The 13,078-nt window shown below is 72.2% G+C and carries 14 protein-coding genes and 1 pseudogene; 3 read left to right on the top strand and 12 right to left on the bottom strand.

Features of this window, described 5'->3' with window-relative positions:
* The 4 genes and pseudogenes from tnpB to ABZS40_RS26235 all read right to left on the bottom strand — a co-directional run.
* Window positions 1–974, bottom strand: a 974-nt coding sequence (tnpB, locus tag ABZS40_RS26250) for an IS607 family element RNA-guided endonuclease TnpB (RefSeq protein ID WP_354946152.1), incomplete at its 3' end; no start/stop codon positions are given.
* A pseudogene (locus ABZS40_RS26245) lies at window positions 971–1,286 on the bottom strand (IS607 family transposase); the annotation flags it as partial. The gene tnpB and the pseudogene ABZS40_RS26245, both read right to left, overlap by 4 nt.
* On the bottom strand, window positions 1,280–1,597 hold the full coding sequence (locus tag ABZS40_RS26240) for a hypothetical protein (RefSeq protein WP_354946151.1): 318 nt from the start codon (window positions 1,595–1,597) through the stop codon (window positions 1,280–1,282). The gene ABZS40_RS26240 and the pseudogene ABZS40_RS26245, both read right to left, overlap by 7 nt.
* A gap of 176 nt (window positions 1,598–1,773) precedes the next feature.
* Window positions 1,774–2,982: an MFS transporter gene (locus ABZS40_RS26235; protein ID WP_354946150.1), complete on the bottom strand. Its 1,209-nt coding sequence runs from the start codon at window positions 2,980–2,982 to the stop codon at window positions 1,774–1,776.
* Window positions 2,983–3,324: 342 nt separating this feature from the next.
* Between ABZS40_RS26235 and ABZS40_RS26230 the strand changes: the two genes are divergently transcribed.
* Entirely contained in the window at window positions 3,325–4,242 is a 918-nt protein-coding gene (locus ABZS40_RS26230; RefSeq protein ID WP_354946149.1) for an EamA family transporter, read from the top strand.
* On the opposite strand, the gene ABZS40_RS26225 is transcribed toward ABZS40_RS26230, so the two are convergent.
* From ABZS40_RS26225 to ABZS40_RS26200, 6 genes are all read right to left on the bottom strand, one after another.
* Entirely contained in the window at window positions 4,205–5,128 is a 924-nt protein-coding gene (locus tag ABZS40_RS26225; protein ID WP_354946148.1) for a diacylglycerol kinase, read from the bottom strand. The two genes, ABZS40_RS26230 and ABZS40_RS26225, sit on opposite strands and share 38 nt — an antisense overlap.
* 137 nt (window positions 5,129–5,265) lie before the next feature.
* Entirely contained in the window at window positions 5,266–6,219 is a 954-nt protein-coding gene (tatC, locus tag ABZS40_RS26220) for a twin-arginine translocase subunit TatC (protein WP_354946147.1), read from the bottom strand.
* A gap of 18 nt (window positions 6,220–6,237) precedes the next feature.
* Window positions 6,238–6,552, bottom strand: coding sequence for a Sec-independent protein translocase subunit TatA (gene tatA, locus ABZS40_RS26215; RefSeq protein WP_124855346.1), 315 nt, complete (start codon window positions 6,550–6,552; stop codon window positions 6,238–6,240).
* Window positions 6,553–6,710: 158 nt separating this feature from the next.
* Window positions 6,711–6,956, bottom strand: coding sequence for a hypothetical protein (locus tag ABZS40_RS26210; RefSeq protein ID WP_354946146.1), 246 nt, complete (start codon window positions 6,954–6,956; stop codon window positions 6,711–6,713).
* A 10-nt stretch (window positions 6,957–6,966) separates the two neighbouring features.
* On the bottom strand, window positions 6,967–8,022 hold the full coding sequence (locus ABZS40_RS26205) for a YafY family protein (protein ID WP_354946145.1): 1,056 nt from the start codon (window positions 8,020–8,022) through the stop codon (window positions 6,967–6,969).
* Complete coding sequence (locus tag ABZS40_RS26200) at window positions 8,019–9,017, bottom strand: WYL domain-containing protein (protein WP_354946157.1); 999 nt, start codon at window positions 9,015–9,017, stop codon at window positions 8,019–8,021. The genes ABZS40_RS26205 and ABZS40_RS26200 overlap by 4 nt, the downstream gene beginning before the upstream one ends.
* A 117-nt stretch (window positions 9,018–9,134) precedes the next feature.
* Here ABZS40_RS26200 and ABZS40_RS26195 point away from each other — a divergent pair, with 117 nt between their 5' ends.
* Together ABZS40_RS26195 and ABZS40_RS26190 are read left to right on the top strand one after the other, a co-directional pair.
* Window positions 9,135–10,139: a cation diffusion facilitator family transporter gene (locus ABZS40_RS26195; RefSeq protein WP_354946144.1), complete on the top strand. Its 1,005-nt coding sequence runs from the start codon at window positions 9,135–9,137 to the stop codon at window positions 10,137–10,139.
* Between the two features lie 49 nt (window positions 10,140–10,188).
* Window positions 10,189–11,274, top strand: coding sequence for a DUF3866 family protein (locus ABZS40_RS26190; protein ID WP_354946143.1), 1,086 nt, complete (start codon window positions 10,189–10,191; stop codon window positions 11,272–11,274).
* Window positions 11,275–11,409: 135 nt separating this feature from the next.
* Here ABZS40_RS26190 and ABZS40_RS26185 read toward each other — a convergent pair whose 3' ends face one another.
* On the bottom strand, window positions 11,410–11,604 hold the full coding sequence (locus ABZS40_RS26185; protein WP_238680391.1) for a hypothetical protein: 195 nt from the start codon (window positions 11,602–11,604) through the stop codon (window positions 11,410–11,412).
* A 79-nt stretch (window positions 11,605–11,683) separates the two neighbouring features.
* Window positions 11,684–13,042, bottom strand: coding sequence for a Pup--protein ligase (gene pafA / locus ABZS40_RS26180; protein ID WP_238680390.1), 1,359 nt, complete (start codon window positions 13,040–13,042; stop codon window positions 11,684–11,686).
* Between the last annotated feature and the right edge of the window lie 36 nt (window positions 13,043–13,078).

Raw genomic sequence — 13,078 nt, 5'->3', positions numbered from 1 at the left:
ATGTGCCGGGCAAGCTTGCGGTTGCGCAGCATCCCGGTGACGTTGAGGTCTTCGATGACGACCGTGCCGTATTCGCGGGTCAGCCGGGTGGTGAGCTTGTGCAGTCCGTCGCGGCGCAGATTCGCCACCCGGGCATGCGCCCGGCCGAGCCGGGCTGCCGCCCGCTCCCACCGCTTCGAGGCCCGTCGGCCCGTGCGCCGGTCCGGGCCGCTCTTGCGCGCCAGCGCTCGACCGAGCGCCCGCATCCGCTGGTGCGCGGCCGTCAGGTATCGCGGGTTGTCGATCAGCTCACCGGTCGACAGCACCGCCAGGTGCCTGATGCCGACGTCAACGCCGAGCACCGCGCCCGGCCGGGCGGGTCGCCGCTCGGGGCGCTCGATTTCGACGCAGAAAGCCACGTGCCACCGGCCGCCGTCACGTCGCACGCAGGCGGACATGATCCGGGCGGTGCCGTTGTCGAGGCGGCGGGCGAGCTTGCGGGCGGACTCATGCAGCTTCAGCTGGCCCAGCCGGGGCAGCACCACATGCTTACGGTCGGACTCGACCCGGATCGCCCCCGTGGTGAACCGCACGGACGCGATGGTGCGCCGACGGGACTTGAACCCCGGGAACCCGACCGGCCGGCCGGCGCGCTTACCTGAGCGCGAGTCGGCCCAGTTCTTCAACGCGCGAGCGAGAGCGTCAAGGCCGGTGTTGAACGCCTCCTTCGAGCACTCCCGCCACCACGGCGCGACGTCGGGCTTGGCGACGTTCCACGCCTTACGCAGGCCGGGCAGCGTCCACGACAAGGTCGGGGTCAGCATCTCCTCCGCCACACCGTAGGTGCGTTCAGCGGCCCGCTGATCCATGACCGCCTTGACCCTGGCCAACGCCCAGTTGTGGGCCACCCGGGCCGCCCCGGCGTGCGCCAGCACGTCACGTTCCTGCCCGGGGCTGAGATCAAGAGCGAACCGGTACGCCTGGATCGTCTTCACGCCCGGTCCCCGGTGGCGGCCTCGACCGCGCGACGGGCACGATTCGCGGCGGCGCGGCGGCCGTACAGGCGGGCGCACAACGACGTCAGGATCTCGGTGACGTCACGCACGAGATCGTCGTCCACCCCGGCCGGATCGACCACCAGGAGACGGCGGCCCCTGCGCGGCAAGGGCGGCCTCGACGTATTCGGCGCCGAAACGGGCGAAACGGTCCCTGTGCTCGACCACGATCGTCGACACGCCCGGGTCGCGCAGCAACGCGACGAACTTCTCGCGGCGCCCGTCGAGCGCCGAACCGACCTCGGTCACCACCCGGTCCACAGCCAGGCGCCGCCCGGTCGCCCACACGGTGACCCGGCGGCGTCCAGCGTGTGCTGGCGGACCCGCTCGCGAAGGGCGCTGCGGCGCTCCGGCGACCAGTCGGCCTCCACGGCGGCCCGACGAGCGCGCGCCTCGGCCACACCCTGCTCAGTGATCGGGATGCCCTGGTGAGCCAGCTCCGCGTCCAAGGCGTCCAACCGCATTCGGTCACGGACAGCCTGGGTGATGTAGGCGCTGTCGTTGGATTCGCGCTCCAGGCGCTCAGCCACGTCGGCTGGCACGGAGATCGATAGTTTCCGCATCGCGCCCGTCATACCAGGGACCGTACGCCGGTAGCACCGCGGTGGCGAACATCTACGGCCGTGTCGGCTTCCCCGTCCCCCGGCCCACGAACTGCGGTCGGGGCTTCGGAGCGCCACCCCGGATACCCCCGGTTCCGAGCGGCGAGACACCGCCGCTCGGACCGGGGCCGGGGCGGTCAGACGGCTCCTGCTTCGCGCAGGGGACGCCAGGCGAGAACAGTGATCGTCACCATTACGACGGCGGCGATCCAGAACGGCGTGGTGATCTCCCAGACGCTGGCGAACAGGCCGCCGAGCAGTGACCCCAGCGCGGCTCCGCCGAGATCGAGCAACGCGTACACGCTGCCGACGCGGCCGCGTAGGTGCGGCGGCACGACCCGCTGCCGGGCCGAGGTGACGGTGATGCCCCACACCATGGCGTGGATGCTGAACACGACCAGGACGACGGCGGCGATCCGCGGTGTCGTCGTGATCGCAAGGGACACGTGCGTGACGACCTCGATGATCAGACCGGCCCGCAGCACGGCGGCGCTGCCTAACGCGCGGGTCAGTTTCGCGGCGACAGTCGTACCGACCAGTCCGCCGACCGCGAATGTGGTCAGCAGGACACCGTAGCCGACACCGGAGACACCCAGACGTTCCCGGCAGTAGAGCACGAAAACGGCGAAGGCGGCACCGAACGCGACGTTGCTCAGGCCCATGGTGAGGGCGAGGGTCCGCAGCAGGCGGTGCCGCCACAACCACCGCACACCAGCCGCGACCTCGGTGCGCAGCGACGTCCGCCGACGAGGCTTCTCGGAGACCGGAACTCGTCGGATACCCGCTATCAGCGCTGCGGAGATCGCGAATGTGAACGCGTCGACACCGAACGGTACGGCGGCGGAGATGACGAACAACCAGGCGCCAAGCGGCTTGGCCACGAACTGGTTGCCGATGGTGAAACTCGCGTAGAGCCGGGCGTTGGCGCTCGCCAGATCGTCGGGGGCGACCACCGCCGGGAGTAGGGCAGCTATGGCGGTGTCCGCGAGGGTTTCGCCAGCGCCCAGCAGGAAGAGCACCACGTAGATGATGATCACGGTGACGGTGTCGGTCGCAATGGTGGCCGCCAAGCCCACCAGGGCTGCGGCGCGCATTAGGTTGACGACCACGACCATGCGGCGTCGGTCGAGTCGGTCGACAAACGCTCCGCTGATCAGGGCGAACAGCAGCCAGGGCAACTGCTGCGCGAAGACGGCCCCGGCGATGAGGGCCGGTTTGTCGGTGATGGAGGCGACCAGTAACGGGCCGGCGGCCATGGTGACGCCGTCGCCGACGTTTGACACCGCGGCGGCGGTCCACAGTTTGCTGAAGTCCGCGCCCAGACGCGCGGATACAAGGACACGCAAAGTAGCTCCTCGAGCCAGGGAAGGAAACGGTCGTCGTGAGACCGCTCCGCGGCGAGGAGCACCAGACCACCGGCGGGAATCCGGTGGTGCCCGATCAGTACCGGGCGGGCTCTCGCGGCGAAGCGGAGACCGTGACCAGGTCGAGGCGCATTCCAGCTCCCAACTGTGGATCAATACCGTTCCGAGCAGGGTAGCCGTTCATCGAGGCTCTCGTATCCCCCAAAGCGCAAGCAGGGCCGACGGCGGCACACCCGATCCCTCCCGCCGCCCGACGCAGGACAGAGCTCGCCTTTCGGCAGGTGGACACCGCCGCACGGTGACCGGAGCGGACCGCCTACCGTCGTGCCCGTGACCGAGATCCTGCTGCCCACGCCAACGCCGGCCGACACGCCACCGGCCCGGCGTGGCGGTGTCACCGCCGTGGGGCTGGTGCTCGGCGGGGCCCTGTCGGTGCAGTTCGGCTCCGCCGTGGCCGCGTTGCTCTTCCCGCGTACCGGGGTGGCCGGCGCGGTGACCCTGCGGCTGACCATCTCGGCGGTGCTGCTGCTCGTCGTGTGCCGGCCCCGACTGCGCGGGCACGACCGGTCGGCCTGGCTCGCCGCCGGCGCGTTCGGGCTGGCACTGGCCGGCATGAACTCGCTGTTCTACCAGGCCATCGAACGCATCCCGCTCGGCCTGACGGTGACGCTGGAGGTGCTCGGCCCCCTCGCGCTGTCGGTGTTCACCGCCCGACGACCGGCCAGCTGGGCCTGGGCGGGGCTTGCACTGGCCGGGGTGGCGCTGCTCGGGCAGGGCGGCTTCGACCGGCTCAACCCGGCCGGGGTGGCGTTCGCGTTCGGCGCGGGCGCGATGTGGGCGGCGTACATCGTGCTGAGCGCCCGGGTCGGCAGCCGCTTCCCCGGCGCGGACGGGCTGGCCCTGGCGCTGACCCTCGCCGCCCTGGTCACCCTGCCGCTGGGCGTCATCGACGGCGGCGCGGTGCTGCTCGACCCGCCGGTGTTGGCGCTCGGCACCGTCCTCGCGGTGCTCGCCTCCGGGCTGCCCTACACCCTGGAGCTGCTGGCGCTGCGGCGGATGCCCACCGCCACCTTCGCGGTGCTGATGAGCCTCGGCCCGGCCATCGCCACGCTCGCCGGGTGGCTGGTGCTGCGGCAGGCGCTGACAGTGCTGGAATGCGCCGCCATCGTGCTCGTCATCGCCGCCAGCATCGGCGCGGTACGGGTCAACGCAGCAGCCGCAGGGCGCCCGGGACCGCGCTGATCGTCACCGGCAGCTTCAGTGAGCGTTCCCCGTCGGCGTACGAGGTGATGCCCTCGGCGGCCAACTCCACGGTGCGGGCCCGGAAGCTGCGCACCAGCGGGTGGCTGACGTGGGTGCCCTGGTAGATGCGCGGCTTCACCCGGACGAGGGTCCGCCGGTTAACCCGACCCGCCACCACCACGTCGAGCAGCCCGTCGGTCGGGTCCGCGTCGGGGCAGATCCGCATCCCACCGCCGTACGTGGGGCAGTTGCCCACCGCCACCAGCACCGCGTCCAGGTCGTACGACACCCCGTCGAGGCGCAGCGTGTAGCGGCGTGGGCGCAGCCGGGCCAGCTCGACCAGGATCGCCAGGTCGTACCGGCGCGGGCCGCGTGGCCAGCGCATCCGGTTGGCCCGCTCGTTGACGATCGCGTCGAACCCGGCCGCGAGGACCGCCCCGTACCAGCGCTCGACGCCGTCGTCCCCGACCATCCGGGCCAGGTCGACCGGTCGGCTGCGGCCGTCACGCACCGCCTCGGCGATCACCGCCGCCGCCGCGAGGGGGTCGGCCGGGAAGCCGGTGTCCAGGGCGAAGTCGTTGCCGGTCCCGGCCGGGATCGGGCCGAACGGCACGGCGGTCCCGGCGACCGCCTGCAACGCCCGGTGGACGGTGCCGTCCCCACCGACCGCCACCAGCGCGCCAGCGCCCTCGGCCACGGCGGCCCGGCAGGCCGCCTCCGCCTCGGCGGGGCTGGACGCCGGCAGCAACCGGATCGGCCGCCCGGCGGCGGCCAAGCCCTCCAGCAGCCGGGGCAGCAGCGCCCGGTGCCGTCCGCGGCCGGCGGTCGGGTTGGCGAGCACGGCGACCGGGCCCTGCAGGTGATCGTCTGCGGTCACGGGCAGCACCGTACCGGTCGGACAGCCGCCGTTCACCAGGGGCAGGTGCCGTCACCATCAGTTCCGCCGCCGGCGCGCGAGGTGACGCGACGACGCCGCCCCCGGAGAACGGGGACGGCGTCGGTGGACCGGTCGGCGCGGGGCCGTCAGGTCATGTCGTCGTAGCGGCGTTCGATCGGCGCCGGTGGGGCGACCGGTTCGGGTACCCCGATCGGCGCTGTCGAGTCGACCCGCTGCCCGGCCACGACCGGGTCCGCGTCGAACTCCAACGGCGACACCTCGTCGTCGTCGATGCCGGCGTAGACCTCCTTGCCCCGCCCACGCCGCCGGTCGTTGATGAACGCGACGCCGACCGCGGCGAAGTAGAGCGCGATCAGGCAGAGCGCCAGAGCGGTCATCCCGAACGGATCAGGGGTGGGAGTGACCACTGCGGAGAAGGCGAAGAACACGAAGATCGCCACCCGCCACCAGCTGAGTAGCCGTTTCGCGCTGGCCAGGCCGACGAAGTTGAGCATCAGCACGATCAGCGGGAACTCGAACGCCACACCGAACAGCAGGATCAGGTTGGTGACGAACGAGATGTACCGGGTGACTTCCAGATTCGTCGAGATGTCATCGCCGGACACGTTCAGCAGGAACTCGAGGCCCTTGGTGGTGACGAAGAAGGCCAGCACCGCGCCGGCCGCGAACAGCGGCGCGGCCAGCGCCGTGAAGATGTACGCGTAGCGCCGCTCGTGCCGGTGCAGGCCCGGCGCGATGAACGCCCACAGCTGGTAGAGCCAGATGGGGGCCGCGATGATCAGGCCCACCCACAGACCGATCTTCAGGTTCAGCAGGAAGACGTCCGCGACACCGAGCTGGACGAACTTGCACTTGCCCGAGACCGGATCGATCGAGGCCGGGAGGCTGCAGTACGGCTCCGACAACAGGATCCGGACCGGCGTCGCCAGCCAGATGCCGACGCCGAAGCCGATCATGATCGCCAGCGACGCGCGGAACAGGCGGTTGCGCAGTTCGCGGACGTGCTCGATGAGCGTCATCGAGCCGTCGGCGGCCCGTTCGAACGCCTTTGGGGCGCGTTTACGCAGTGCGAAGGCCACGGGAGTGAGGCCCTTCGGTCAGTTGTCGCGGACGCGGTGCACCGGGTCGACGACCGGCTGCTGCGGCGGCGCCTGCTGGTACGGGGCCTGCTGCGGCTGGCCAGCGTACGGTGCCTGCTGCCCGGCGTGCGGCGGCAGCGGCTGGTAGCCGGCCTGCGCGTCGGCCTTCTCGGCGAGGTCGCGGTCGTCGTCCTGCAGGCTCTTGGTCTCGGCCTTGATGATCCGCAGCGACCGACCCAGCGAGCGGGCCGCGTCGGGGAGCCGCTTCGCACCGAAGAGCAGGATCAGCACAACCACGAGAACAGCGATGTGCCACGGCTTGAGGGCACCCATGAGAAGCTCCAGTCGCTCTGTGTCCGGGGGGTGGTACGCAGCCCATCGTACGTGCGGATCGGCTGCCCGCCACCCGCTGGGTGGTGGTGGTCTGGGTGGGAGGTGAAGTCTTGACCAACCCGCGATGATCCGTCAACCACCGCCGGGTGCGTACCCGATCAGCCGCGCTTGGCCCTGATCACCGCGAGTCGCCGCGATGTGGTGTCGAGCCGCCGTTGGACTTCCTCGGCACGCTGTTGCAGCGCCTCGGCGGTTTCCCGCAGCGCCTCGGCCTCGGCGGCCCGCCGCTGCAACGCCACGGCGGCCCGTTGCAGTCGGGGCAGCCGGGCCAGCACCGGGCGCACGGCCAACGCGAGCGCCACGAGGGGTAGCAGCACCACCGCGAGCACGATCCAGATCAGCACGGCGGTCAGCCTACTGGGTGCGGCCGGCCACCGCCGGGTCGCCCGACGGCGGGCGCTCCGGGTCGACCTCCGCCGGCAGGGGCGCGGTCGTGGGCGCGGGCACGGCGTACGCGTCCAGCGCGGCGGCCGCCGTCGCCCGCACCTGATCGGCCAACTCGGCCGGGGCGACCACTGTCACCTCCGGGCCGAGGCCCAGCACGAACCGGCGGGCCCACCCCAGGTCGGTCACCCGCAGGGAGACGAGCCACTGGTCGCCGTCGCCGGCCTCCACCCGCTCGCACGGGTAGTACTCGGTGATCCACCGCTCGCCCCGACCGATGCGCAGGGTGATCAACGGCAGGTCGGCCGAGGGGCGGAACACGCCCTCGGTGAGGTCGTGCGGGACGGCCTGCGGCGGCACCGCGGCCGGCTCGTCCAACTCGGTGACCGCGTCGATCCGGTCGGCGCGGAACAGCCGGACGGCCTCCGCACGCCGACACCACGCCTCCACGTACGCCCGACCGCCGACCATCAGTATCCGCAGCGGGTCGATGACGCGCTCGGTGGTCTCGTCCCGGGCGGCCGTGTAGTAGGTGATCCGCAGGGCCTTGCCGCCTTCCACGGCGGCGCGCAGCGCCTCGACCCGGGGGGTGTCCCCGGGCAACCGGACCGCGACCGGCGCGCCCACCAGGTCGCCCGCGTCCTCGATCTTGGCGAGGGCGCGTTCGACGGCCTCCCGGTTGGCCACCCCGGGCGTCTCGGCCAGCATCCGCAGGGCCACCACCAGTGCCAGGGCCTCGTCGGGGGTCAGCCGCAACGGCCGGTCGATGCCGGCGTCGTAGGTGATGGTCACCCGGTCACCGTCGAACGCCATGTCGATCAGGTCACCGGGGCCGTACCCGGGGAGCCCGCACACCCAGAGCAGCTCCAGATCCTCCCGGAGCTGGCGCTCGGTGACGCCCAGGTCACCGGCCGCCTCGGCGACCTCGATGCCGGGCCGGGCCAGCAGGTAGGGCACCAGGTTGAGCAGTCGGGCCAACCGGTCGGCGGACGCGCGGGAACCGTTGCGGGCGGCCGGGCGGGTCACCGGGAGCCCCCGCTGACGGCCAGCTCGTCGTGGCGCACGGCGATCTCCTTGAGTCGTTGGATGACCGCCTCGCGGACCTCCGGTGGGTCGAGGACCCGCACGTCCGGGCCGTAGCCGACCAGATGACCGGCCAGCCCGTCCGGCTCCGCGTACGGCAGGACCAGCCGGTCGCCGTCCGGCCCGGCGGTCACCTCCACCGCCCAGCGGCGCAGCCCGGCGGCCCGCCCGGGCGCGGCCAGCACGGTGGCCCGACCGGTGCGCTCCACCGGACCCGACCAGCGGGCCACGTGGCTGATGAGGTCGACGTTGGCCGGCGGCTCGTACGCGTCGGGGGAGCCGGTCACCCGGACCGCGCCGACGACCCGGGACAACCGGAAGCAGCGGGTCGCCTCCCGGTCCTGGTCGTGGCCGACCACATACCACCGGCCACGCCAGCACACCACGCCCCACGGTTGCAGCCGACGCCGGCTGGGCGCGTCGCGGTCGGGCACCCGGTAGTCGAATCCCACCTCGCGGCGGTCCCGGGCGGCGGCGGTCAGCGGCGCGAACGCCGGGTCGACGGTGACCATCGGCTCCAGGCCGAGGGTGGCCTGCGGGTCCACGTCCACCCCGGCGGCGCGCAGCTTGGCCAGCCCCGACGACGCGGCGGCGGCCAACCCGGCGTGCTGCCACAGCCGGGCGGCGATGCCGACCGCGGCGGCCTCGTCCGGTTCGAGCAAAATGTCGGGCAGCGCGTATTCACGGTGGGCGATCCGGTAGCCGGGCTCGGCGTCGAAGGCGCTCGCCGTGCCGGTCTCCAGCGGCACACCCAGCTCGCGCAGCTCGGCCTTGTCCCGCTCGAACTTGCGCTGGAACGCCTCGTGGTCGCGCGCGTCGTCCGGATCGTGCTCGTAACCGGGCACGGTCGCGGCGATCTGCGCGGCGGTCAGGAACCGTCGCGTGGACAGCAGGCAGATCACCAGGTTGACCAGGCGTTCGGTGCGGGTCCGCGACACGCGGTAGACGCTAGCAGCCGACCCGCCCAGACCGTGCACCCACGCGGGCGTGCCGCACACTTGTTCGGATCGGGCCTCCCCCGGCGCGTCGCCGTCCGCGGTCATAGGGTGATCCTCATGTCGCAAGCGGACACCAGGCCCGAGAGCGAGAGCGTCGGCACCGTCGTCGTCGCCGGCGCCGCCAACCTCGCCATCGCGATCGCCAAGCTGATCGCCGGGCTGATCTCCGGATCCGCCGCGATGCTCTCCGAGGCGGCGCACTCGATCGCCGACACCACCACCGAGGTGCTGCTCTTCCAGGCGCTGCGCCGCGGCGCCCGCCCGGCCGACCAGCGACACCCCTTCGGGTACGGCAAGGAGAGCTACGTCTGGGCGTTCTTCGCGGCCATGTTCACGTTCGTCGCCGGCGCCGGTTTCGCCGTCACCCACGGCGTCACCACGATCCTGGTGCACGAGCACAGCGGCGACTACCTGATCTCGTACATCGTGCTCGGGGTGTCGTTCGTCATCGAGTCGATCTCACTGGCCCGGGCGGTTCGGCAGGTCCGCCGCGAGTCGCGACGCTGGCAGACCACGCCTCGGCGGTTCCTGAGGCTGACCGCCGACACCACGGTCAAGGCGGTCTTCCTGGAGGACAGCGCGGCCCTCATCGGCCTGGTGCTGGCCGGACTCGGCGTCGGCCTGTCGCACGCGACGGGCGACGAGGTGTGGGACGGCGTCGCGGCGATCCTGATCGGGCTGCTGCTGCTGACGGTCGCCGGGGTCCTCGCCGGCAACAATCTGTCGCTGCTGGTCGGCCGGGCCGTCCCGGAGCGGCTGCGCCACGAGATCGAGCAGGAGTTGGCCGGGCTGCCCGAGGTGGAGCGCATCGACACCCTGTTGACCATGCAGCTCGGCCCGCAGGACATCCTGGTCGCCGCGAAGGTCGACTTCCGCGACGAGGCCACCGGCGCGCAGATCGAGACCACCGCCGACGAGGCCGAGCGGCGGCTCACCGACCGGTACCCGGAGATTCGTTTCGTCTTCCTCGACCCCACCCGTTCGGTGCCCGGCGCCACCGGCACCGTCCGGCACACCCAGGCCGGGCCGAGCCCGGAGGCCGGCGGCCCCGAACCGACCTGACCCGCACCCGGGCGCGGGCCGCCGGGCCCGCGCGGCTAGCGTGCCCGTCATGGTGCGATGGCGTACGGGGACGGTGGCGACGCTGCGACGGCAGTGGACCGGGGCGGTGGAGCTGGACGTCGACCTGCCCGACGGCACCCGGATGCGGGCGCTGGCCTACCCGGAGCTGGTCGGCACGCCCGAGCCCGGCGACCGGGTGCTGCTCAACGCCGGCGCGCTGCTGATGGGGTTGGGCACCGGCGGGTACGCCCTGGTGGTCGCCCTGCCGGACCGGCTGCCGCCGGACCCGCCGGACGTGGCCGACACCCGCGATGCCGGGCACCTGGTCAAGGCCCGCTACACGCCGTTGCAGCCGATCCTCCTCGGTGTCGACGAGGAGGCCTCCCCGCACCGCGACGTGCTGGCCGACGCGGACGACCTGGGCGGGCTGCCGGTGGTCACTGCCGACCTGCACTCGGCGCTCCCGGCGATCCTGGCCGGTATCCGGGCCGACGCCCCACAGGCGCGGGTGGCGTACCTGCTCACCGACGGCGGGGCACTGCCCGCCTGGTTCTCCCGCACCCTCGCCGGGCTGCGGGCCGAGCTGGCCGGCACGATCACTGTCGGGCAGGCGTTCGGCGGCGACCTGGAGGCCACCACCCTGCACGGCGGTCTGCTCGCCGCCCGGTACGTGCTCGAAGCGGACGTGGCGATCGTGGCGCAGGGGCCGGGCAACCTGGGCACCGGCACCCGGTGGGGCTTCTCCGGCGTCGCCGTCGGCGAGGCGGTCAACGCGATCGCCACGCTGGGCGGGAAGCCGGTCGGCTCGTTGCGCCTCTCCGACGCCGACCCCCGCCCCCGACACCGGGGCGTGTCACACCACAGCCTCACCGCGTACGGCCGGGTGGCGCTCGCCCCGGCGGAGCTGGTGGTGCCCGAGGACCTGGCGCCGTCGCTCGCGACCGAGGTGCACGCGGCGTTGGCGCCCCTGGCGGCCCGGCATCGGATCGTCCAGGTGCCCACCGACGGTCTGGACGCCGCGCTTCGGGCCAGCGCCGTTCCGCTGTCCACCATGGGCCGTGGCCTCGACGCCGACCACGCGTACTTCCTGGCGGCAGCCGCCGCCGGCCGCCACGCCGCAACCCACCTCCCCTAACCGGCGACTCCCGGGCCCCACCCGGTTGATCATGAAGTTATTGCCCGCCGCCTCGGCGTGTCATGGCGATAACTTCATGATCAACGCGAGGTGGGGCAGGGGCAGGGGGCGGGGGCAGGGTGGGGGGCAGGTGGGTTAGGCCAGGAAGATCAGGGCTAGCCAGCCGCCCACGATGAGCACCAGCGCCAGGGCCAACACCCAGGTCGGCACGGTGTAGTCACCGCGCCGGTTGCGGTCGATCTCGGCGCGGATCTTCTCCCGCCGGCGTTCGATCCAGTTCTGCCGCTCGGCGCCGCGCTCGGAGCGGTCGGAAGGTCCAGAAGTCGTCATGGCGCGCTCAGCTTAACCGCTCAGCGCGCCGGGCTGACCGGCCCCGTCGGCGCAACGCACCGCCGGGGCCGACAACCGGTCACATGCTGGCGATCAGCCGCTCCACCCGCTCGTCGTACGCCCGGAACGGGTCCTTGCACAGCACGGTGCGCTGCGCCTGGTCGTTCAGCTTCAGGTGCACCCAGTCGACGGTGAAGTCCCGGCGCTTCTCCTGGGCGTGCCGGATGAACTCGCCCCGCAACCGGGCCCGGGTGGTCTGCGGCGGGGTCTCCTTGGCCTCGAAGATCTCTGGGTCGGTGGTCACCCGGTCGACGTCGCCGCGACGCTCCAGGAGCCCGTAGAGACCCCGGCCACGGCGCACGTCGTGATAGGCCAGATCCATCTGGGCCACCCGGGGGTGCGACAGCGGCAGGTCGTGCTTGCGCTGGTAGCGCTCGATCAGCCGCAACTTGCTGACCCAGTCGATCTCCCGGGAGACCGGCTCCAGGTCGCCGCTCTCCACCGCGTTGAGCACCCGGCCCCACAGCTCGACGACCCGCTTGGCGGCCTGGTCGCCGCCGCGTCGCTCGACGAACTCGGTGGCCTTGGCGAGGTATTCCTGCTGGATGTCCAGGGCGCTGACCTCCTTGCCGTTGGCCAGCCGCACCTTGCGCCGGCCGGTGATGTCGTGCGACACCTCCCGGATGGCCCGGATCGGGTTCTCCAGGGACAGGTCGCGCATCACCACCCCGGCCTCGATCATCCGCAGCACGATGTCGGCGGTGCCGACCTTGAGCAGCGTGGTGACCTCGTTCATGTTGGAGTCGCCGACGATCACGTGCAGCCGCCGGTAGCGCTCGGCGTCGGCGTGCGGCTCGTCGCGGGTGTTGATGATCGGGCGGCTGCGGGTGGTCGCCGAGGAGACGCCCTCCCAGATGTGCTCGGCCCGCTGCGAGAGGCAGTAGACCGCGCCGCGCGGGGTTTGCAGCACCTTGCCGGCCCCGCAGATCAACTGCCGGGTGACCAGGAACGGGATGAGCACGTCGGCGAGCCGGCCGAACTCGCCGTGCCGGGAGACCAGATAGTTCTCGTGGCAGCCGTACGAGTTGCCGGCCGAATCGGTGTTGTTCTTGAACAGGTAGATCTCACCCGCGATGCCCTCGTCGTGCAGCCGCTTCTCCGCGTCGACGAGCAAGCCCTCCAGGATCCGCTCGCCGGCCCGGTCGTGGGCGACGAGATCGGTCACCGAGTCGCACTCCGGTGTCGCGTACTCCGGATGCGACCCGACGTCCAGGTAGAGCCGGGCCCCATTGCGCAGGAAGACATTGCTCGACCGACCCCAGGACACCACGCGACGGAACAGATACCGCGCGACCTCGTCCGGGGACAGCCGCCGCTGCCCGCGATAGGTGCAGGTGACGCCGTACTCGGTCTCGAGGCCGAAGATTCGCCGCTCCATGGTGTGACATTAGCCGCCCGGAGGCCCGGTTCGTCA

This window comes from Micromonospora sp. NPDC005324 (assembly GCF_040607155.1).
Lineage (GTDB): Bacteria > Actinomycetota > Actinomycetes > Mycobacteriales > Micromonosporaceae > Micromonospora > Micromonospora trifolii.
This window is presented reverse-complemented; position numbering and strand designations above follow the sequence as displayed.